At 68.3% G+C, this 20,144-nt stretch carries 20 protein-coding genes and 1 tRNA gene; 18 read left to right on the top strand and 3 right to left on the bottom strand.

Annotation, left to right across the window (positions count from 1 at the left end):
• Positions 1-4 precede the first annotated feature (4 nt).
• From pgm to ACE11G_RS04625, 4 genes are all read left to right on the top strand, one after another.
• Positions 5-1,645, top strand: a complete 1,641-nt coding sequence (gene pgm / locus ACE11G_RS04610; RefSeq protein WP_278124584.1) for a phosphoglucomutase (alpha-D-glucose-1,6-bisphosphate-dependent) — start codon at positions 5-7, stop codon at positions 1,643-1,645.
• Between the two features lie 30 nt (positions 1,646-1,675).
• Positions 1,676-2,404 (top strand): thioredoxin domain-containing protein, encoded by a 729-nt coding sequence (locus tag ACE11G_RS04615; RefSeq protein ID WP_278124582.1) that lies wholly within the window; start codon positions 1,676-1,678, stop codon positions 2,402-2,404.
• Between the two features lie 110 nt (positions 2,405-2,514).
• A tRNA-Ala gene (locus ACE11G_RS04620) sits at positions 2,515-2,587 on the top strand.
• Between the two features lie 561 nt (positions 2,588-3,148).
• Positions 3,149-3,511, top strand: a complete 363-nt coding sequence (locus ACE11G_RS04625; RefSeq protein WP_278124580.1) for a hypothetical protein — start codon at positions 3,149-3,151, stop codon at positions 3,509-3,511.
• Between the two features lie 569 nt (positions 3,512-4,080).
• Here the strand turns inward: ACE11G_RS04625 and ACE11G_RS04630 are convergent.
• On the bottom strand, positions 4,081-4,533 hold the full coding sequence (locus ACE11G_RS04630) for an anthrone oxygenase family protein (RefSeq protein WP_278124578.1): 453 nt from the start codon (positions 4,531-4,533) through the stop codon (positions 4,081-4,083).
• Between the two features lie 86 nt (positions 4,534-4,619).
• Here ACE11G_RS04630 and ACE11G_RS04635 point away from each other — a divergent pair, with 86 nt between their 5' ends.
• The 3 genes from ACE11G_RS04635 (at position 4,620) to ACE11G_RS04645 (ending at position 7,456) form a co-directional block, all read left to right on the top strand.
• Positions 4,620-5,189 (top strand): TetR/AcrR family transcriptional regulator, encoded by a 570-nt coding sequence (locus ACE11G_RS04635; protein WP_278124575.1) that lies wholly within the window; start codon positions 4,620-4,622, stop codon positions 5,187-5,189.
• A 26-nt stretch (positions 5,190-5,215) separates the two neighbouring features.
• Positions 5,216-6,502 carry a glutaminase gene (locus ACE11G_RS04640; RefSeq protein WP_006898275.1) on the top strand — a complete coding sequence of 429 codons (1,287 nt, stop codon included), beginning with the start codon at positions 5,216-5,218 and terminating at the stop codon, positions 6,500-6,502.
• 105 nt (positions 6,503-6,607) lie between these two features.
• Positions 6,608-7,456, top strand: coding sequence for a 3-hydroxybutyryl-CoA dehydrogenase (locus ACE11G_RS04645; RefSeq protein WP_278124573.1), 849 nt, complete (start codon positions 6,608-6,610; stop codon positions 7,454-7,456).
• A gap of 98 nt (positions 7,457-7,554) precedes the next feature.
• Here ACE11G_RS04645 and ACE11G_RS04650 read toward each other — a convergent pair whose 3' ends face one another.
• A complete protein-coding gene (locus ACE11G_RS04650; RefSeq protein WP_278124571.1) occupies positions 7,555-8,268 on the bottom strand; it encodes a TetR/AcrR family transcriptional regulator in 714 nt (237 codons plus the stop codon).
• A gap of 90 nt (positions 8,269-8,358) precedes the next feature.
• Between ACE11G_RS04650 and ACE11G_RS04655 the strand changes: the two genes are divergently transcribed.
• Together ACE11G_RS04655 and ACE11G_RS04660 are read left to right on the top strand one after the other, a co-directional pair.
• Positions 8,359-9,828, top strand: coding sequence for an MFS transporter (locus ACE11G_RS04655; RefSeq protein WP_062367795.1), 1,470 nt, complete (start codon positions 8,359-8,361; stop codon positions 9,826-9,828).
• Positions 9,829-9,871: 43 nt separating this feature from the next.
• Complete coding sequence (locus tag ACE11G_RS04660) at positions 9,872-11,515, top strand: ABC-F family ATP-binding cassette domain-containing protein (RefSeq protein ID WP_222111158.1); 1,644 nt, start codon at positions 9,872-9,874, stop codon at positions 11,513-11,515.
• Between the two features lie 89 nt (positions 11,516-11,604).
• Here the strand turns inward: ACE11G_RS04660 and ACE11G_RS04665 are convergent, their stop codons facing one another.
• Positions 11,605-11,913, bottom strand: coding sequence for a thiamine-binding protein (locus tag ACE11G_RS04665; RefSeq protein ID WP_006898265.1), 309 nt, complete (start codon positions 11,911-11,913; stop codon positions 11,605-11,607).
• Positions 11,914-11,998: 85 nt separating this feature from the next.
• Between ACE11G_RS04665 and ACE11G_RS04670 the strand changes: the two genes are divergently transcribed.
• The 9 genes from ACE11G_RS04670 (at position 11,999) to ACE11G_RS04710 (ending at position 20,131) form a co-directional block, all read left to right on the top strand.
• Positions 11,999-12,346 carry a hypothetical protein gene (locus tag ACE11G_RS04670; RefSeq protein WP_006898264.1) on the top strand — a complete coding sequence of 116 codons (348 nt, stop codon included), beginning with the start codon at positions 11,999-12,001 and terminating at the stop codon, positions 12,344-12,346.
• Positions 12,347-12,388: 42 nt separating this feature from the next.
• On the top strand, positions 12,389-12,991 hold the full coding sequence (locus tag ACE11G_RS04675) for a histidine phosphatase family protein (RefSeq protein WP_375003833.1): 603 nt from the start codon (positions 12,389-12,391) through the stop codon (positions 12,989-12,991).
• A 121-nt stretch (positions 12,992-13,112) separates the two neighbouring features.
• Positions 13,113-14,669 (top strand): long-chain fatty acid--CoA ligase, encoded by a 1,557-nt coding sequence (locus tag ACE11G_RS04680; RefSeq protein WP_375003835.1) that lies wholly within the window; start codon positions 13,113-13,115, stop codon positions 14,667-14,669.
• Between the two features lie 103 nt (positions 14,670-14,772).
• Positions 14,773-15,816, top strand: a complete 1,044-nt coding sequence (locus ACE11G_RS04685; RefSeq protein WP_375003837.1) for an NAD(P)/FAD-dependent oxidoreductase — start codon at positions 14,773-14,775, stop codon at positions 15,814-15,816.
• On the top strand, positions 15,813-16,694 hold the full coding sequence (locus ACE11G_RS04690; RefSeq protein WP_375004091.1) for an RNA polymerase sigma-70 factor: 882 nt from the start codon (positions 15,813-15,815) through the stop codon (positions 16,692-16,694). Before ACE11G_RS04685 ends, ACE11G_RS04690 begins: the two co-directional genes overlap by 4 nt.
• A gap of 45 nt (positions 16,695-16,739) precedes the next feature.
• A complete protein-coding gene (locus tag ACE11G_RS04695) occupies positions 16,740-17,558 on the top strand; it encodes a DUF1542 domain-containing protein (RefSeq protein ID WP_375003839.1) in 819 nt (272 codons plus the stop codon).
• 80 nt (positions 17,559-17,638) lie between these two features.
• Positions 17,639-18,463, top strand: coding sequence for a Cof-type HAD-IIB family hydrolase (locus ACE11G_RS04700; RefSeq protein WP_062367789.1), 825 nt, complete (start codon positions 17,639-17,641; stop codon positions 18,461-18,463).
• The gene (locus tag ACE11G_RS04705) at positions 18,460-19,185 is read left to right on the top strand and encodes a YoaK family protein (RefSeq protein WP_039868185.1); all 726 of its coding nucleotides are present in this window, start codon (positions 18,460-18,462) and stop codon (positions 19,183-19,185) included. The genes ACE11G_RS04700 and ACE11G_RS04705 overlap by 4 nt, the downstream gene beginning before the upstream one ends.
• A 10-nt stretch (positions 19,186-19,195) precedes the next feature.
• Entirely contained in the window at positions 19,196-20,131 is a 936-nt protein-coding gene (locus ACE11G_RS04710; protein WP_039868202.1) for a hypothetical protein, read from the top strand.
• The last annotated feature ends 13 nt before the right edge of the window (positions 20,132-20,144 follow it).

Consider the following 20,144-nt stretch of genomic DNA (forward strand, 5'->3'; position numbering starts at 1 on the left):
CGGCATGGCACACCCGAGAGCAGGAACGCCCGCGACCGCAGACGACCTCATCGACGTGGCAGCCGTCGAACGCGCCTACTACGACATCACCCCCGATCCCGCGAACCCCGACCAGCGAGTGGTCTTCGGCACGTCCGGGCATCGCGGATCGAGTCTGGACGGCGCGTTCAACGAGGCGCACGTGCTGGCGATGACGCAGGCCATCGTCGAACACCGGCGGAAGGCGGGTGTCACGGGGCCGGTGTTCATCGGCTTCGACACGCACGCGCTGTCGATGCCCGCGTGGCGGTCGGCGCTGGAGGTGCTCGTCGGCAACGAGGTCACCGTGTTCACCGCCGACGGTGACGAGTTCACGCCGACGCCCGCGGTGTCGCGCGCCATCCTGCGGTTCAACTCGGAGGAACTCGGGGCGGTGGCCGACGGGATCGTCGTCACGCCGTCGCACAACCCGCCCGCCGACGGCGGATTCAAGTACAACCCGCCCAGCGGCGGACCGGCCGACACCGACATCACCTCGGCGATCGCGGCCCGGGCGAACGAACTGCTGGCGGACGGGCTGTCGGGCGTCCGGCGGGTGCCCTTCGAGCGAGCGCGGCGGTCGGAGCGGGTGATCGACTACCCCTTCCTGGGCGAGTACGTCACGGCGCTTGACGAGGTGGTCGACATGGACGCGATCCGCGCCGCCGACGTCCGGATCGGCGCCGACCCACTCGGTGGGGCATCGGTGGCCTACTGGGGCGAGATCAAGGACTACTACCGTCTCGACTCGATGACCGTGGTGAACCCGAAGACCGACCCGGCGTTCGGTTTCATGACGCTCGACACCGACGGAAAGATCCGGATGGACTGCAGCTCGCCCAATGCGATGGCCTCGCTGATCGCGGCGCGAGAGTCGTACGACATCGCCACCGGCAACGACGCGGACGCCGACCGGCACGGCATCGTCACCGCCGACGCCGGGCTGATGAACCCGAACCACTACCTGGCGGTGGCGATCGACTACCTGTTCACTCACCGTGAGGAGTGGAGCGAGGCGGCGGCCGTGGGCAAGACCCTCGTCTCGTCGTCCCTGATCGATCGGGTGGCCGCGGGTCTGGGTCGCACACTCGTCGAGGTGCCTGTCGGATTCAAGTACTTCGTCGACGGTCTGCTCGACGGCACCATCGCGTTCGGCGGTGAGGAGAGTGCCGGCGCCTCGTTTCTGACGGTGGCCGCCCGCCCGTGGTCGACGGACAAGGACGGCATCATCATGGATCTGCTCGCCTGCGAGATCCTGGCCGTCACCGGGCGCACTCCATCGGAGCGGTACCGCGAACTGGCCGAGGAGTACGGTGAGTCCGCTTACGCGCGCATCGATGCGCCGGCCGATCGAGAGCAGAAGGCGCGGCTGGCGGCGCTGTCGGCGGACCAGGTGCACGCCGACGCCCTGGCCGGCGAGCCGATCACCGCGATCCTCACCGAGGCGCCTGGCAACGGCGCGCCGATCGGGGGACTCAAGGTGACCACGGAGAACTCCTGGTTCGCGGCGCGTCCGTCGGGGACCGAGGACGTGTACAAGATCTACGCGGAGTCGTTCCGCGGCGCCGACCATCTCGCCGAGGTGCAGTCGGAGGCGCAGTCGCTGGTCGATTCGGTGCTCGGCTGATCCTGGACGGGTCCCGCTAAGGTCGACATCGTGACGAACGGTGACAAGCCCCGCGAGAACCCCGACTACCAGCCGCAGTCCGCCGGCCCGTCGTCGTATCTGTTCATCGGGATCGGACTGCTGGTGGTCGCAGCGCTGGTGATCGGCGGCTTCATCTGGATGACGCACAAGACGTATCCGCCGGTCGACGACAAGGTCCTCGCCGAGAACGCCTCGTTCATCGTCGGAGAGAAGACGGCTCCGGAGACCATCGACGTGTTCGAGGACTTCCACTGCGAGCACTGCAAGAAGTTCGAGCAGCAGTCGGGCGCCGCGATCCAGCAGGCCGTCGTCGACGGCAGGATTCGCGTGCGCTATCACATGCTGAACTTCCTCGACAAGGATTCCGGGTCGGGCGACTACTCCTCGCGGTCGGCCGGTGCGGTCCTGTGCGTCGCGCACAACGACGGCCGCGACGTCTTCTGGAAGCTGCACTCGCAGCTGTTCGAGAAGTCGGGAGACGACCTGACGAATCAGCAGATCGCCGACCTCGCCGCCGCCGACGGCGCCGGTGCGGCGACGCGCGACTGCATCGCCTCCGGACGACTGGTCGACGAGGCGCGGGCGATGTCGGACGCGTCGAAGCAACAGCTGAGCAACTCCACCGAGGGGCAGGTCGCCACCCCGACTGTCTTGCTGGCCGGCAAGCAGGTGGAGAACATCATGGACGGCACCGCATGGCTTGACAAGATCATCGCGGGCCAGAAGCCCACCGGGTAGCGTCGGCCGGCAAGTGCCGCCGACCAGCCGATTTGGCCGGGTGATGCGCGTGCGGTAACTTAGCTAGCGCACTCGGAGAGGCAAACGATCCGGTGCGCACAAGTGAACACGGGGCTATGGCGCAGCTGGTAGCGCACCACACTGGCAGTGTGGGGGTCAGGGGTTCGAGTCCCCTTAGCTCCACCGTAGGAAACCCGCTCTGACCTCGGTCAGAGTGGGTTTCGTCGTTGGTGGGGTCGTTGCCTACCCCGCCGGATTGCCTAGCTATCGCCTACGGCCTTGGAAGATATCTCGGCGGCCTGGTGCCGGTCGTCGGACACCCGCCGTGGGCGGCGATGGTCATTCGATCGCTGTGGCCGTGTCAGACGACGACTGGAGACTACCGAACAGGACCGACGATCTACCCTCGACGGCACGCAACGCGGGCCCCTCTGCCTCGGCGTGGTCGAGAAGTCGGGTCACCGCCTTTGCGAGGCCGGACGGATCGCCGGTCCGGGATGGCAGTGTAGTCGCCCTCCGATCTTGTGGAGCTAAGGGGACTCGAATCCCTGATCCCCACACGCCAGTTTGAAAGACATTGTGCGCGGGTGGCTTTCGCGTCGCTCGGAGTCTCATCTACCGGGACTTGCACGTCCTCGGGCGTCGGCGCGTGGCCTGCCGCCGCAGGACACGGTTAGGACGCACTAACGGCTGTTCTACGTACTGCCCCATGGCAGCGGCCGGCGGCGGATAGTGTCGTGAGCCGTGGGTGATTCAATGTTGAGCGGGACTGAGGCAGTCGAAATTGCCAGCGAGCTACCAGGGGTCCGTGCATGGGTGTCGCCTATCACCATCACTCCCCTCGGGTTGGGCTTCAGCATCTACGCGAAAACGGACGTTCGCGGCGTTCGCTACGAGGTGTCGGCGTCGACTGAACTCGCGGGCGAAACAGTATGGATCGGCGGCAGCAACTCGGCCTCGACCAAGTTCTCTATGACACAGCTGTGGTGGAAAGTCGACCCGGACCAGGTCCAGTGGCCGCTGGCGATCCGAATTTTTGAGGCTGACGGCCACGACCCGGCAGACCGGCGGCACATCGAGACGTTAACCGCCGCCCGCCAACCCTGACCGATGACGAACGGACGCGCCGATTGCTCGGCGGGTCAAGTCAGCTCCCGCCGACCCGCTCGCAAGATCCGCGAGGTAGGCGTCGGCACGCGCACCGCTCAGGGCCCGCAGCGACCTCAGGGCGTCGAGAGCGTGACCTACGCCGACTACTCGCACGAGGGCCTGACCGGGCCGTTTTCGGAGCCGCGACCAGATGAGCGGTTCAGGATTCAGGTCAAGTATCAATCTGACCCGATATCAACTGCCGCACCGGACTCTGAAGTCGATCTGTCACCAGCGAGTACGCGATGTTTGTCCTCATGACGCCTGCGATCCCTCGCTGATCGAGCGCACGCCCTCGAATCGAAGACTCGGGCCGAGCGGGCGGGACTGCCACATAATGCGCGCAGTCACCACCTCCATCGGATGGTGGCCGACCAGACTCAGCCGACGAACGAGATCGAACAGGTTCGTTCGACCCGGAAGAAGATCCGTCGTCAGGTGATCGAGACGGTGACGAGGCAACCGCTGCGCTTCCGTCTCGCCGAGGAGGCGTGTCGCTCTCCAACTGGACGGTGAGTGATCGCTCCTCAACCGACGGTCGCCGCGACGGCGACCAAGACGAACGCCGCGACGATGACCGCGAGCCTGACGTAGTGGAAGCTGTCCCAGCGGCGGGTCTGCTCCCGCCAGTCGTCGGGGTGGTTGTCCGGGGTCCAGCCCGCGGAGCGGTTGTTGATGGGAACGAGAAGCGTGATCGACAGGATCACGCTCAGTGCGAGCAGCACGGCCGCGGTCAGCGCGAGTGCCGCCGCCGACGTACCCCAGGAGGCGGCCGCGAGAGCGGCGGCGAGGATGAGCGATCCGAAGTACCAGAACGGCATCACTCGTCCGAGCATGCGGGCGCCGTGCGCGCGGGCGGCCATCGAGGCGTCGGCGGGCAGGGCGAGCGTGATCGGGTTGATGACGAAGGCGACGGAGAATTCGACCCCGACCATGACGCCGATGACGATGGTGGCGAGAACTGCGAGTACAGGGGACATGCCGACTCCAAAATCTAGCGACACTAGAATTTCTAGTAATGCTAGGGTAGGCCTCGTCGGGCCGGAGAGCAATAGGCGGAGCGGATATGGCTGAGCGGATGTCGCGTCAGGAACGGTACGAACAGCGGCGCCGCGCGATCCTGGACGCGGCCCGCGAGAGAGCCGACGCCGACGGTTGGGCGGCTGTCACCACGCGGCACCTCGCCGACGCGATCGGCTACACCCAGCCAGTGCTCTACGGTCACTTCCCGGGCGGGAAGGCGGAGATCATGCTGGCAGTGGCGCTCGAGGGCTTCGTCGAGCTGACCCGGCGGTGCCGTACCGCTCTCGACGAGGGCGGCGACCGCGGCGCGGTCGAACCCGTGGCCGAGGCCTATCTGAAGTTCAGCCGTGACCATCCCGCGGTCTACGAAGCGATGTTTCAGCAGGCCATCGACGCCGAGTTCGCCAGTGCCGACTCGCCGGCGGACCTGCGGGCGGGATTCGAGGTGCTGGCGGAGACGATCGGCGACGACGAGGGCGGCGCGGCCACCGAGGTCTTCTGGGGTGCGCTGCACGGAATCACGGTCCTGGAGCGCGCCGGCCGCATGAGGCCCGAACATCGCGCGCAGCGGATCGCGGAGTTGAGCAGCCGTTACGCCGTGCGGCGGCGCTGACCGCCGCGTCGACGTACGCTGCGCATGTGCGCTCTCCGATTCCCGACTATCTCGCCGAAGCTCTCGGTTCTGTCGAGTTCGACCAGTCCGGCGCCACAGCCGACTACATCCCCGAACTGGCCGACGCCGACCCCGACCGGCTGGCCGTGTCGTTCTGCACCGAGGACGGCCGCCGCTACTCGCAGGGCGACGCCGACGTCGAGTTCAGCATTCAGTCCATCTCCAAACCGTTCGTGTACGCGCTCGCCCTGGCCGATCGGGGATTCGACGAGGTCCTCGCGAAAGTGGGAGTGGAGCCTACCGGCGACGCCTTCAACGAACTCTCGCTCGAACCCGGCACCGGCCGCCCGCTGAACCCGATGATCAACGCCGGCGCCATCACCGTGCACACTCTCGTCGGACCGCCGGGCGCGACGCCGGAAGCGCGCAACGAGCGGATCGTGGACGGGCTCAGTGCCTTCGCCGGACGTCGCCTGCGTGTGGACCAGCGGGTGTACGAGTCGGAGATCTCATGCGCCTACCGCAACCGGGCGCTGGCGAACATGTTGCGCGCCAACGAGATCATCGATGAGGGGCCGCTGGTGGCCGTCGCCGGATACACGCGGCAGTGTTCGTTGTTGGTCACCGTCGAGGATCTGGCGATGATGGCGGCGACGCTGGCCAACAGGGGCGTCAATCCGGTGACGGGTGCGCCGGTGGTGCCGGCCGCGGTGGTGCGCCAGACGTTGAGCGTCATGGCCACGTGCGGAATGTACGACGGCGCAGGCGACTGGATGACCCGCGTCGGGATCCCGGCGAAGAGCGGCGTCTCGGGTGGTCTGATCGGCGCACTTCCCGGTCAGGCCGGCATCGCGACCTTCTCTCCTCGGCTCGACCGGCACGGCAACAGCGTGCGCGGCGTCGATCTGTTCCGGCGCTTCACATCCGATATGGGAATGCACCTGATGGAGGTGCCGCCCGCGGGCCCGTCGGTGGTGCGCAGTCGCCGCGAGTTCGGTCACGGACCGTCGGGTGTCGAGGTGGTGTCGCTGCAGGGGGAGATCCGGTTCGCCGGCGCCGAACGCATCGTCCGGGAGTTGGCGGACGCGCCGCCGACGCGCAAGCGGGTCGCGATCAACCTCATGCGGGTCAGTTCGGTCGGCGACGTGGGACGCCGCATGATCCTGGAGGCGGTCCGCCGACTGACTCTCGACGGCCACGACGTCTACCTGATCGATCCCGACCGCGTGTTGCCCGATCCCGACCCCGGCGAGGGCGGCCGGGTAACCGTGGTGAGCGGCCGCGACGACATCCGGCGCCTGATGAGCAAGTGAGGCCGATCCGGACCCCTGCTCGTCCCGTCGCGGCAGGCAACTACGCTGTGCGTCGACAGTATTGTTCCGGCCGTCGTCGCGGCGGCCCTGCGGTTTGGAGTACTTGTGAATCTCATCGGCGTTATCGGCGGCGGAACCATGGGAGCTGGCATCGCTGAGGTGTGCGCGAAGGCCGGCAGCGACGTGCTGGTGCTCGAGACGAAGCAGGAGTTCGCCGATGCGGCGGCGGAGCGCATCGCGAAGTCGATCGGGCGCGGTGTCGCCAAGGGCAAGATCTCGCAGGAGGACGCCGACGCGGCCATCGCACGCGTGAAGGTGACCCTCGACGTCGACGAGTTCGCCGACCGCGAACTGGTCATCGAAGCGGCACCCGAGGTCGAGTCGATCAAGCACGACATCTTCGCCAAGCTCGACGCCGTGGTGAAGCCGGAGGCCATCCTCGCCACCAACACCTCGTCGATCCCGATCATCAAGATCGCCGCCGCCACCAGCCGTCCCGAGCGCGTCGTCGGCGTCCACTTCTTCAACCCGGTCCCGGTGATGCCGCTGGTGGAGATCATCTCCGCGCTCACCACCGCGCCGGAGACCGCCGCCGCGGTCACCGACTACGCCAATAACGTGCTCGGCAAGACCACCGTGCAGGCCGGCGACCGCTCGGGCTTCATCGTCAACGCGCTGCTGATCCCGTACCTGTGCCAGGCGATCCGGATGTACGACTCGGGCTACGCCAGCGCCGAGGACATCGACGCCGCGATGAAGGGCGGGTGCGGTTACCCGATGGGCCCGTTGACCCTCTGCGACACCGTCGGCCTCGACATCTGCCTGGCCGCCGCCGAGTCGCTGTACGCGGAGTTCGCCGAGCCGCACTTCGCGCCGCCGGCACTGCTGCGCCGCATGGTCGACGCGGGCCGTCTCGGCCGCAAGAGTGGCCGCGGCTTCTACGACTACAGCTAGCCGATACCCGCACGGAACCCCTCGGCCGGAATCCCGGCCGAGGGGTTTCGTCGTATCCGGGCAGCTTTGGCGCCCGACAGTCTCTGCGCCAGACCGTCTCAGCGACCGTCCGCCTGCAACCGGAGTCCGGACAGCAGCAGGTCGAGGCCGGCGCGGAACTGCTCGGCGTCGTCGTGCACGGCGAACTCGTCGACGGTGTAGTGGATGAACGGATACCGATCGGGGTCGAGGGATCGCCACTGGTCGGCGAAGTGCTCGATGTACTCCGAGCGGCTCATCGTGCCGTCGAGCACGGCCGCAGGCGGCTGCTGTCCGAGGTCGGTGGCCGTTCCGATGACGAATCCGAGAACGGCCGAGACACCGTGGAAGGTCTCTCGCGGACTGAGGCCCAGCCGCATCACATGACGGCCGAGCCGCTCGTACATCTGCAGTCCGTTGGGCTGGGTGCCGGTGTCGCGCATCAGGTATCCACCCAGCCAGGGCCGGTCGACCACGGTGTCGAACAGCGCGACTGCCACCGCCCGGAGGTCGGCGATCGGATCGTCGGTGTCGTCGAAGTCATTGGTCCGGATGAGCACCTCGCCGAGCACGTGGTCGGCGGCCCGGTCGAGCAGTTCCTCCTTGCTCGAGACGTACCAGTAGATGCTTGCGACGCCGCCGCCCAGGCGTGCCGCGAGCGCGCGGAAGGTCAGCGCGGACTCGCCCGACTCGTCGAGCAGTGCTACGGCCTCTCCGATCACCGTGTCCATCGAATGGGAAGCGCGGCGGCGACCTGCTCGTCGCTGCGGGCGGTCGTGCTCGGGAACAGTCATGAATCCTCCTCCCTTGCATCTTATCGAACGCCGTTCTATTGTATCGAACAAGGTTCGATAACCGAACATCGTTCGATAAGGAGGTGTCTCATGACTGACGTCGCCGAGACCTCGCGCTCCGGGACCGCACGATCCCGGACCTACACATCCGTCCGTGCCGCCTGGATGCCGATGGCCGCCCTGTGCCTTGCGTTCTTCGTCGAGATGGTCGACAACACGTTGCTCTCGATCGCACTGCCGACCATCGGGCGTGATCTGGGCAGCGGCACCACCGCACTCCAATGGGTCACGGGCGCCTATTCGCTGACCTTCGGGGGTCTGCTGCTGACCGCCGGATCGATGGCCGACAAACTGGGGCGACGACGGGTTCTGCTCGTCGGGCTCGCCGCCTTCGGCGTGATCAGCCTCGGAGTTCTCGCCGTCTCCTCGACGGGCGAACTGATCGCCCTTCGCGCGCTGCTCGGCGTCGCCGCTGCCGCGATGGCCCCGATCACCAACTCGCTGGTCTTCCGCCTCTTCGACGACGCGGCGCTCCGCATGCGCGCGATGACGCTGATGATCGTCGTCGGCATGAGCGGCTTCATCCTCGGTCCGGTGCTGGGCGGAACGGCGCTGGCACACGTCGGCTGGGAATGGCTTCTCCTGGTCAACGCCCCGATCGCGCTGATCGCGTGGATCGGTGTCCGGCTCGGGGTCCCCGCCGACGATCCGCAGGATCTCACCGGAGATCGTCTCGATCTGCCGGGCGCGGCCCTGAGCATTCTCGCGATCGGTCTCGGGTGCTACACCCTCACCGCGGGTGTGGAGCACGGCTGGACGTCCGGCCCGGTATGGGCGTCGGCGGTCGGGGCGGCGGTCGCCCTCGGCGCCTTCGTGTGGCATGAGCGCCGCACCCCCGAACCGATGCTCGACCTCGGCGTCTTCGCCGACGGCACCGTGCGGGGAGCGGCGATCGCGCAGGTGGGTACGTCGATCGCGATGGCCGGTGTGATGTTCGGCCTGATTCTGCACTTCCAGTACGCGTACGGGTGGAGTCCGATGCGGGCGGGACTGGCGAACCTGCCCCTCATCATCACGATGATTCTCGCGACCCCGCTCTCGGAGTACCTGGCGAAGAGATTCGGTCATCGGATCGCGTGTGTGATCGGCGCCGGATTCCTCGCGGGCTCGCTCGCCGGACTCGCGTGGGCCGTCGACCACGGTTACCCGGCGATCGCCGTCTTCATGGTGACGCTGACGATCGGTCTGCGGACGGTGATGACGATCTGCGCGGTGGCGCTGGTCGGAGCGATGCCGAGCAACCGGACGTCGATCGGCACCGCGCTCAACGACAGCGCGCAGGAGATCGGCACCAGCGTGGGCACCGCGGTGATCGGCACGATGATCGCCGCGCTGGTCACGACCAGTCTGCCGCCGGGCGTGTGGGGCAGCGACCTCGTCGCCTCGTTCTTCCGCGGCGAGCGCATCGCATTCGCGGTGCTCGCGGTGGTGGTCGGGGTGGTCTCCGTGTGGGGTGCGTCGGCGTTGACCGATTCGCGAGCCACCGACGAGCACCCGTGAGCCGCCCCGTCGAGCGCGCGCCCGCGGATGCGACGATGGACCGATGACCGCAACGCTCGTCGCCAAGGACGTCTCCGGTGGGTACGCCCATCGGGTGCTGTTCGATCATCTCGACCTCACGGTGGCGCCCGGCGATGTGGTCGGGGTGGTCGGCGCCAACGGTGCCGGGAAGACGACGCTGCTCCGCATCCTCGCCGGTGATCTCGCACCGCTGGAGGGAACGGTGGTGCGGGCGCCGTCGGACGCCTTCGTGGGCTGGTTGCCTCAGGAGCATGAGCGGGTGCCGGGCGAGACGGTGGGCCAATACGTGGCCCGACGGACCGGTTGCGCGGCGGCGACGGCCGCGATGGACGCGGCCGCGGCGGCGCTGGCCGACGGGACCGGGGACGAGGCCTACTCCGCGGCCCTGGATCACTGGCTCGCGACCGGAGCTGCGGATCTCGACGAACGCCTGCCCGCGGTGCTCGCCGAGCTGGGATGCGACACGACCGCCGGCGCACCCGAGTCGGCGCTGATGACCGGTCTCTCCGGAGGTCAGGCCGCGCGCGTGGGCTTGGCGGCGTTGCTGTGCTCCCGCTTCGACATCGTCCTTCTCGACGAGCCCACCAACGATCTCGACCTCGACGGCCTGGCCCGGCTGGAAGAGGTCGTCGCCGGCATGCGCGGCGGCGTGGTCCTTGTGAGCCACGACCGGGAGTTCCTGTCGAGAAGTGTGACCCGCGTCCTGGAACTCGACCTGGCACAGCACACGAACACCGTCTTCGGCGGTGGATACGAGAGCTACCTGGAGGAACGGGAAGTGGCGCGCCGGCACCGACGCGAGGCCTACGAGGAATACGCCGAGAAGAAGGCCGACCTCGTGGCACGGGCTCGGACGCAGCGGGAGTGGTCGAGCCAGGGCGTGCGGAACGCGATGCGCAAGAATCCCGACAACGACAAGGTGCGTCGCAAGGCGGCCACTGACTCGAGTGAGAAGCAGGCGCAGAAGGTACGGCAGATGGAGAGCCGGATCGCGCGCCTCGAAGAGGTCGTCGAGCCGCGCAAGGAGTGGGTTCTCGAGTACTCCATCGGAGCGGCGCCGCGGTCGAGTTCGGTGGTGTCCACTCTCAACGACGCCGTCGTCCGGCAGGGCGAGTTCGTCTTGGGGCCGGTGTCACTGCAGGTGAACGCCGGTGAGCGCATCGGCATCACCGGTCCCAACGGTGCAGGGAAATCGACGCTGCTGGGGTTGATCCTGGGGCGCATCGAGCCGGACTCCGGCACCGCCGCCCTGGGCGCGAATGTCGCCATCGGTGAGGTCGACCAAGCGCGTGCGCAGTTCTCCGGACCGGAGCTGCTCGCGGACCGCTTCGAGGAACTGGTCCCGGAGTCCACGACCGAGGAGGTGCGGACGCTGCTGGCGAAGTTCGGACTGCGCGCCGATCACGTGGGGCGTCCGACCGCCGACCTCTCGCCCGGCGAGCGCACCCGGGCGGCGCTCGCGTTGCTGCAGGTCCGCGGCGTCAACGTGCTGGTGCTCGACGAGCCGACCAACCACCTCGATCTGGCCGCGATCGAGCAACTCGAATCAGCGCTCGACAGCTACGACGGCGCACTGCTGGTCGTGACCCACGACCGCCGGATGCTGGAGAACGTCCACGTCGACCGCCGTTGGGACGTCCAGGACGGTCGCGTCCGCGAACTCTGACGGACGTGCTGCGGAGATCAGTCGTGAGAGCCTCGCCCGAGGGCGATCTTCCCTCGACGGCCCGCGACGCGCATGATCTCAGCAGTGGCTCAGGGCTCCGCGCGCAGACGCTGCTCGATCCTCTCCACCTTCTCGGTGAGCTGACCGGAGAATCCTTCGCGCATGTCCGCTTTCAGCACCAGACTCACGCGCGGACTGTGCGCGGCCACGGCCTCGCAGGCCGCTTTGATGACGGCCATGCACTCGTCCCAGTCTCCTTCGACGGTGGTGAACATAGAGGTCGTCTCGTTGGGAAGGCCGGAGGCGCGTACCACCCGGACCGCCTCCGCGACGGCCGCGCTGACCGATCCGTCGGGGTCGTCACTGGTTCCGGGAGCGATCGAGAAAGCGAAGAGCATGGCCTCAGGCTACGCGCCCGCCCGGGCTCGGAGCGCCCGTCGAATACCACTGTCCACGGCGGGGGAGTCGTGGACAATCGGGAGCATGAGCTACACGTTGGCGTTCTGGTCGGGAGGCGATTCCGCGGACTGCGGCGAGACCTACAACAGGTTGAACAGCGGTGAGAGGGTCGCGGGCGTCCGCCCCGTCGACGCCGCGGCCGTCGAGAGCGCCATCGGAGACCTCGACCGTTGGTCTCGCAATCAGAACATGCTCTACCCGCCGGGAGGGACCGCCGCGGACGGACCGGCCTTCGACGTCTTCATGGACGATCAACTCGTGGTCTTCACCGGCTACGGCGTCGAACCGCACGACATCAACGTGGTGATCGACGTGATGCGCTCGCTCGGCTTCCGGCTGTACGACCCGCAGACCCTGGAGCGGTTCGAGTAACTCGGGACGCGTCCGGCCGACGCGATCGGTACGGTACGAGCGGTGAACACCTGCACCCGTCACCCCCGCATCCTGTTGATCCGCCACGGGGAGACCGAGTGGTCACGGACGGGCAGGCACACCGGGCGCACCGATATCGGATTGACGCAGACGGGAGAGGTGCAGGCGAGCGCGCTGGCGGGCATCGCCGAGCGTCTCGGGTTGGAGGATCCGTACGTCGTCTCCTCGCCGCGCCGCCGCGCCCGGCGCACGGCGGAACTGGCCGAGTTGGCGCCCGACGAGGTCGGCGAGGACTTCGCCGAATGGGATTACGGCGACTATGAGGGGATCACGCGGTCGCAGATCCGCGCGGAATACGAGCCGGACTGGTCGATCTGGACGCACGGAGCGCCCGGAGGTGAGTCGGTCCAGGAGATGACGCAGCGCGTCGATCGGGCAGTGCGGTACGTCGAGGCCGAACTGGTCCGCCGTGACGTGGTGGTTGTTTCGCACGGGCACTTCTCCCGGTCGTTCATCTGCCGCTATCTCGGCTGGCCGATCGTCTACGGCGCGGCCGTCGACCTGCGCCCGGCGGGATCGGCACTGCTCGCGGATGTGGAGGGCGAACGACGCATCGAGTTGCTCACGGGCCCGGCCGGCGCGTGACTCGGGCGACCCGCACCGACGGGCACAAAAACAAGCGCTTGTGACTTTTTCTTCATGAGGTTACGGTGATCCACATCACGCACCACCGCGGCGGCGCCGCGCGAATCGATGGGATCGTCACATGGACAACGGCATCGGCAACTGGCCCACCCTGCACCGGGTGCGGCATCCACACCGCGTCGCACTGATCGACGCGACGACCGGCGCCGAGTACACCTTCGAAGAACTGGATCTCCGGACCAACGCGCTGGCCGACGCCTTGCGCTCGCGCGGCATCGGCCGAGGAGACCGGGTCGCCCTCCTCACTCTCAACAGCACCCACATGCTCGAGGTGGTCTTTGCCGTCGCCAAACTCGGTGCGGTGGCCGTACCGATCAACTGGCGCCTGCAGGCCCCCGAAGTGCAGTACATCCTCAACGACTCCGGTGCCCGCCTCCTGTTCGTCTCACCCCAGACTGCGGCTCTGGCCCGTGCCGCGGCCGAGGGAACCGAGGTGTCCGGCATCGTCGAGATCCCGTCGGGCGAGCAGCGTGCCGCCGGCGAGCCCTCGGAGTACGAGGCACTCATCGCCGAGGGCAGCGACGAGCGGGTGCCGGTCGACGTCGCCGCCGACGACCTGTCGATGCTCATGTACACCTCGGGGACCACCGGCTTTCCGAAGGGAGCGATGCTCACCCACGCCAATCACCACTGGAACGGCATCAACAACCTCACCGCCGGCGACGGCGTCGGACCGCGCGATGTCAACATCGCCTCGGCGCCCCTGTTCCACATCGGTGCGCTGGGTGTCATCACACTGCCGTTGCTCTACATCGGGGGAACCACCGTGGTGCTGGAGACCTTCACTCCCGACGCGTGGCTCGACGCGGTCGCGAAGCATCGGGTCAGCGTGGCGTTCGCGGTGCCCGCGATGTGGGCCGCGATCGATGCCTCGCCGGCTGTCGAGACCGCGGATCTGAGCTCACTGCGGTTCGGCATCTCCGGTGGTGCGCCGTGCCCGGTGGTGCTGATCGAGAGTCTCACGCGGCACGGCGTTCGGCTCTGCGAGGGTTTCGGGCTCACCGAGACCTCTCCGAACGTCTGCGTTCTGGAGGTCGACGAGGCCGTCGCGTACGCGGGATCGGTCGGCAAGCCGGTGCTCCATGTGGAGATGAAGGTGGCCGACGGTGAGGGAGACGAGGTGCCGCCGGGCGTGATCGGCGAGCTTCTGGTTCGCGGTCCCAACGTCTTCGTCGGCTATTGGAACAAGCCCGAGGCCACGGCCGAGGCGCTGCAGGACGGCTGGTTCCACACCGGCGATCTCGCCACCTGCGACGAGGCGGGGTACTACCGGATCGTCGACCGGAAGAAGGACATGATCGTCACCGGCGGAGAGAACGTCTACGCCTCGGAGGTGGAGCAGACGATGTACCGGCATCCGGCCGTCGCGGAGGTCGCGGTGATCGGCCTGCCCGACGAGAAATGGGGCGAGTCGGTGACCGCGGTGGTCGCCGCCAAACCGGGGTCGGAGGTTTCCGAAGCGGAGCTGATCGCCTGGACCCGCGAGCGGATCGCCCACTTCAAGAGCCCGCGGGCGGTGCACTTCGTCGACGTGCTGCCGCGCACAGCCACCGGAAAGGTGCTCAAGCGTAAACTGCGTCTGCGCTGGAGCGGCGACGAATCCGCGGTGCGGCGGTGACCGGAGACGCCGATCTCCACGATCACTGGCGGAGCGTGTCACGGGTGGCGGCCCCGCGGTGTCCCATGGGTGTCTGATCGAGAACAACACCTGGGAGGTCGTCATGAAGATCGTGATCGTGGGAGCGGGGTACGCGGGGACGATGGCCGCGAACCGGTTGGCGCGACGGGCGCGCGGCGCTGAGATCGTCGTCGTCAATCCGCGCCCGGAGTTCGTGGAACGCATCCGACTGCACCAGGTGGTCGCGGGCAGCGGGACCGCGGCCCGCCCGTTGGCCGAGATGCTCGACGATTCGGTGACGACTCGGATCGCGGCGGTGACGAAGATCGCGGACGGTTCGGTGGCCCTGAGTGACGGCGGCGCGCTGGAGTTCGACCGTCTCGTCTATGCGGTCGGCGGTGCACCGAGCGCTCCGGAGGGAGCCGTGGACGTCGGCGCGCACGAGTCGGCTGCCGTAGCCGCCGAACGACTCCGCTCCCTGCCGGACGGAGCCTCGGTGGACGTCGTCGGAGGTGGGCTGACGGGGGTGGAGACCGCGACGGAGATCGCAGCTCGGCGCCGCGACGTGCGGATCCGGCTCTTCAGCGATGCGCCGATCGCCCGATCGCTGGGCGCGAAGGCCCGAGCGCAGGTCGCCGAGGTGCTCGCCGGGCACGGCGTCGAGGTGGTCCGACAGCGGTGGTCGGGCGGACGGGACGCGGCGCTGACGGTGTGGGCCAACGCGAGCCGGGTGGGCGAACTGGCTCTCCAGAGCGGGCTGGAGGTGAACGACGCCGGCCGTGTGATGGTGGACGATCATCTGCGCAGTGTGAGCGATCCGCGGGTGATCGCGGTCGGCGACGGAGCGGCGGTTCCGGGATCGCGCATGAGTTGCCAGGCGGCGATTCCGCAGGGGGCGTACGCCGCGGATCTGATCGCAGCCGACTTCACGGGCCGGTCGCACAAGCCCTATTCCGTCGCGTTCGTGGCGCAGTGCGTGTCGCTGGGCCGCTCCGACGGCGTGGTCCAGAGGGTGCACCGCGACGACAGTCCGGCGAGCCTCTGGCTACGCGGGCGCACGGCCGCGGCGATCAAGGAGCAGGTGTGCCGCAGCACCGTGCACACCGTCCGCGCCGGACGGTACTCGTGGAAGCCGGGCGCGGCATGAGCGCCGCCGAGCCACCCGGAGTCGCGGAGTTCACCCAGCACCGTCCCCTGCTGTTCTCGATCGCTTACGAGATCCTCGGGTCCGTCGCCGACGCGGAGGACGTACTGTCCGAGAGCTGGCTGCGCTGGCAGGAAGGCGACCGGTCGGAGGTCGAGAACCCGCGCGCGTACCTGGCGCGGATCGTGACCCGACAGGCGCTGAACGCCGCGCGGGCGTCGTCGCGACGACGCGAGACATACGTCGGTCCGTGGCTGCCGGAACCGCTCGAGTCGACTGCCGAGGACTCCGGACTCGACCACGTCCTGTCCGGGGAAGCCGTCACGACCGCGATGCTCCTCGTCCTCGAGTCGCTCACTCCCGACGAGCGCGCGGTCTTCGTGTTGCGCGAGGTCTTCGACTTCGGGTACGGCGAGATCGCCGACGCGATTGGAAAGTCACAGCCCACGGTCCGGCAGATCGCGCATCGCGCACGAAACCACGTCCGTGCCCGTCGCCCCGCCGCGGTCGCCGACCCCGAGGATGCGCGGGCGGTGGCCGAGCGGTTTCTGACCGCGGCCGCCACCGGCAATCTCCAGGAACTCATGGACACGCTCTCTCCCGGTGTGGTGTACATGGGCGACGGTGGGGGCGTCGTGGCGGCGGCGCGCCGGCCGATCGAGGGTGCGGCCCGGGTGGCGCGGATGGCGGCCGGACTCTTCGCCAAGGCACCGACCCTGGGTGAGGTGGGGATGCGGATGACGGTCGTGAACGGCATGCCGTCGTTGGTGGTGACGATCGACGGGGATCTCGACAGCGTGGTCTCGGTCGAAGTGACGGGAGAGAAGGTGACGGCGGTGTACGCGGTGCGGAATCCGGTCAAACTCGACGGGCTCCGCTGACTCGCGTCGTCGCCGCCCGCCCGCGCGATCCGTACGCTGGAGAGGGTGTTAGAGATCCTCTTCATCCTCGTCATCGCGCTGATCGCCGTCGGAGTGTTTTCGATGATGCGCAACCGCACCGCCACTGCCCAATCCGGACGAGTCTCTCTCGACGACGCCAAGGCCGATGCGCGGCAGGCGATCGAACGACTCGGCGGCCAGGTGTACTCGCTCGACCCGGGCGACGACCCGGCTGCCAAGCAGGCACTCGCCGACGCGGGCGAGCGGTTCACCGCGGCCGGCTCGCAGATCGAGCAGGCGTCCAGTCCCGCTCAGGCCGGACTCGCCAAGCAGACCGCTGTGGAAGGCCTGTACTACATTCGCGCGGCCCGCACCGCGCTGAAACTCGATCCGGGTCCCCCGATCCCCGAACTCGAGGGTCAGCGCGCGGCCGGATCGGTGACCGAGGAGCGGTCGGTGGAGTTCGACGGCCGCACCGTCGAGGCGTCGCCGAAGCCGTCCAGCCAGACGCCCAACTACTATCCGGGCGGTCGCGTGGCGGGACGCCCGGTGCCCGCGGGCTGGTACTCCGAGCCGTGGTGGCGTCCGGCGCTCATCGGCGGTGCGTGGGGCGTGGGATCGGCGCTGCTGTTCAGCTCCTTGTTCTCCGGAATGGCGGGTGTCCCGCACGGGGTCGCCGACGCCGATATGGCCGGCGGCGACTACTCCGACGGCGGCGGCGACAGCGGGGACAGCGGCGGGGACGGCGGCGGCGATTACGGGGACGGCGGCGGCGACCTCGGCGACGGCGGCGGTTTCGACGGCGGCTTCGGTGGTTTCGACGGCGGGGACTTCGGTGATTTCGGGGGCGGCGACTTCTTCTGACCGGCAGGTGATCGCCGGTCGGCGCACCGCGTCGGGCCGCTGGTGCCTGAGGGCGGTGCCGTCGGCATTACCATCGAGACATGCTTGATGGGCTTCGGTCAGCGGACATCCGAATGGTCGTCGCCGACATGGACGGAACGCTGCTCGACGACGCCGGCCGGGTTCCCGACGCCTTCTGGCCTATCCTCGACGAGTTGACCGCGCGCGGTATCGCGTTCGTCCCGGCGAGCGGTCGGCAGTACTACACCCTCGAGGAGATCTTCGCCCCGCACCGCGGCACGCTCTCGTACGTCGCCGAGAACGGCAGCATGGTGATGCACGACGGCAGGCTGTTGACGTCGTCGACCATCGATCCCGCGCTGGTCGCCACGGTCATCGACACCGTCCGCGAGGCCGATCGGCACGGGCGCGACCTCCGACTGCTCGTGCACCGGACCGACGGAGCCTTCATCGAGTCCGACGACGCCGAGTTCGTCGTTCACGCTCGCCGGTACTGCGTCCGGCTGGAGCATGTGGTCGATCAGTCCCAGATCGACGGCGATGTGGTCAAGCTCGCGATCTACGACTTCGCCGACGCCGAGTCGAGCGCCGCGGAACTGTTCGCTCCACTGGTCGGCGACCACAAGCTCGCGGTGTCGGGGAGCCACTGGATCGACATCACCGCACCGGGGACGCACAAGGCCACCGGTGTCCGGGAACTGCAGGCTCTTCTCGGCGTGGGCCCCGAGCACACGGTCGTCTTCGGCGACTACCTGAACGATCTCGAGATGCTCGACGCCGCACGGTGGTCGTTCGCGATGGCCAATTCGCACCCCGACGTGCTCGAACGTGCGCGGTTCCGGGCTCCCAGCAACGTCGACGCAGGCGTGGTCACTGTGCTCCGACAGATGCTGGCCGGACGGTGAGGTCCGCGCATCGGCGGGAGATCGCGCTCGCGGTGACGCTCTCCGGTATCGCCGGTTACCTCGACGCGGTCGGCTTCCTGGAACTCAAGGGATCGTTCGTGTCGTTCATGAGCGGCAACACCACCGAGCTCGCCACGCAACTCGGCACCGGGCGCCTCGGCGGCGCGGGCACCGTGGCGTCGATCCTCGCCATGTTCTTCTGCGGTGCCGTGATCGGCGCGATCGCCGCGCGGTTCTGGGATGGCCGGACCACCGTTCTCCTCACCACCACCGTTCTGCTGGCGGCGAGCGCCCTGGCCTGCGTGTTCGTGGCTCCGTCGTCCGCCTTCGCGATCGGACTGCCCGCGGCGATGGGTGCGATGAACTCCACCTTCCTGAGGAAGGGCGAGGTGAGCATCGGCCTGACCTACATGACGGGGACGCTCGTGAAGGCCGGACAACAACTCGTCGAGGCGTTCACCGGCGGTCCCCGCATGCTGTGGCTCCGGAACCTGTCCCTGTGGTTCGCGCTCGCCGTCGGCGGAATGATCGGAGCGGCCACCCATAATCTGACCGGGCCGACCTCGGCCGTGTGGATCTCCGTCGCGGCGATGCTCGTCGTCACAGCCGCGACCGTCGCGGTGCGGCGACGGACCGGGAGGTTCGGAGTGCCGAGTGCCGGGCGCGCGGCGCGCGAGACCCACGTCGTGCACGATCCGCCGAGCCCGGATGAGGTTTCGTAGCATGAGTGGCATGTCATCGGACGCCGCAGACCTCGCCGCGAGACTTCTCGACGCTCACGTCGATTACGAGCGCCGCCGGCTCACCGACCCCGTGGCGTTCGCGGCGCTGGTGGAGGAGGAGATCACGGCGTTCCTCGACGCCGCAGACCAGCTGCCGCTCGAAGAGGCCGTCTCCCGCGATCTGGTCAAGGCCGTCGCACGCAAGTACGCGATCGCATTCCCGGTCGACGGCGCCATCCCCGGTCTCGTCGGCACCGTCGCCTCACGGATCTACGAGTACTCGACTGGTGACGACACCCGGCTCGGTGACGTCCTTGAGAGGCGCCGTTACGAGGAACTGGCGGCCGGCGTCGCCGAGTTGGGTCTGTCGCGGCGGATGCTCAAGCGCGTCCTCGACAGTCCGGCGACCGAGGATGCGTGCGTGGAGGCGATCCAACGGGCGGTCGACTCCTCCCGGATGCCCGGCCCGGTGGCGACCGTCGTCGATTCGATGGTCGAGCGAATCGCGAGGCGCTGCGCCCGCACGGTGCTCGCAGCCAACCGCGCCGAAGCCGATCATCTCGTGCTCGACGCCGCTCGCGAGGTATGGCTGGCCGGCGCCGATCAGAGCGTCGGTGATGTGCGCGACGTGCTGAGCAGTTCGGATGTCGAAGACGCAGTGGTGCTGGTCTTCGAGTTCTGGCGCACGTTCCGCGAGACGCCGTTCTTCCGAGCGATTCTCGACGAGGGCGTCGACGAGGTCTTCGACACGTACGGCACCACCTCGCTGTCGGATCTGCTCGACGAGTTGGGCGTGGGGCGCGACGACCTGGTGGAGGAGGCGATGCGGTTCGGTCCGCCCGTCATCGCACGGATCGACGCCGACGGGTTCGTCGAGGCGGCTCTGCGCCGCCGGTTGAGCCCGTTCTACACCTCTGCGGAGTTCGCAGCGCTGGTCGGCCGCTGAGGCAGCGTCCCGC

The organism is Gordonia sp. PS3 (assembly GCF_041950545.1).
GTDB classification, from domain to species: Bacteria; Actinomycetota; Actinomycetes; order Mycobacteriales; family Mycobacteriaceae; genus Gordonia; species Gordonia sihwensis.

Coding starts and splice junctions, on each gene's coding strand:
- ACE11G_RS04670 (WP_006898264.1), top strand. CDS start 11,999: ATGAGCTACACGTTGGCGTTCTGGTCGGGAGGCGATTCCGCGGACTGC.
- ACE11G_RS04690 (WP_375004091.1), top strand. CDS start 15,813: ATGAGCGCCGCCGAGCCACCCGGAGTCGCGGAGTTCACCCAGCACCGT.
- ACE11G_RS04650 (WP_278124571.1), bottom strand. CDS start 8,268: ATGACTGTTCCCGAGCACGACCGCCCGCAGCGACGAGCAGGTCGCCGC.
- ACE11G_RS04660 (WP_222111158.1), top strand. CDS start 9,872: ATGACCGCAACGCTCGTCGCCAAGGACGTCTCCGGTGGGTACGCCCAT.
- ACE11G_RS04655 (WP_062367795.1), top strand. CDS start 8,359: ATGACTGACGTCGCCGAGACCTCGCGCTCCGGGACCGCACGATCCCGG.
- ACE11G_RS04665 (WP_006898265.1), bottom strand. CDS start 11,913: ATGCTCTTCGCTTTCTCGATCGCTCCCGGAACCAGTGACGACCCCGAC.
- ACE11G_RS04700 (WP_062367789.1), top strand. CDS start 17,639: ATGCTTGATGGGCTTCGGTCAGCGGACATCCGAATGGTCGTCGCCGAC.
- ACE11G_RS04635 (WP_278124575.1), top strand. CDS start 4,620: ATGGCTGAGCGGATGTCGCGTCAGGAACGGTACGAACAGCGGCGCCGC.
- ACE11G_RS04680 (WP_375003835.1), top strand. CDS start 13,113: ATGGACAACGGCATCGGCAACTGGCCCACCCTGCACCGGGTGCGGCAT.
- ACE11G_RS04630 (WP_278124578.1), bottom strand. CDS start 4,533: ATGTCCCCTGTACTCGCAGTTCTCGCCACCATCGTCATCGGCGTCATG.
- ACE11G_RS04685 (WP_375003837.1), top strand. CDS start 14,773: ATGAAGATCGTGATCGTGGGAGCGGGGTACGCGGGGACGATGGCCGCG.
- pgm (WP_278124584.1), top strand. CDS start 5: ATGGCACACCCGAGAGCAGGAACGCCCGCGACCGCAGACGACCTCATC.
- ACE11G_RS04710 (WP_039868202.1), top strand. CDS start 19,196: ATGTCATCGGACGCCGCAGACCTCGCCGCGAGACTTCTCGACGCTCAC.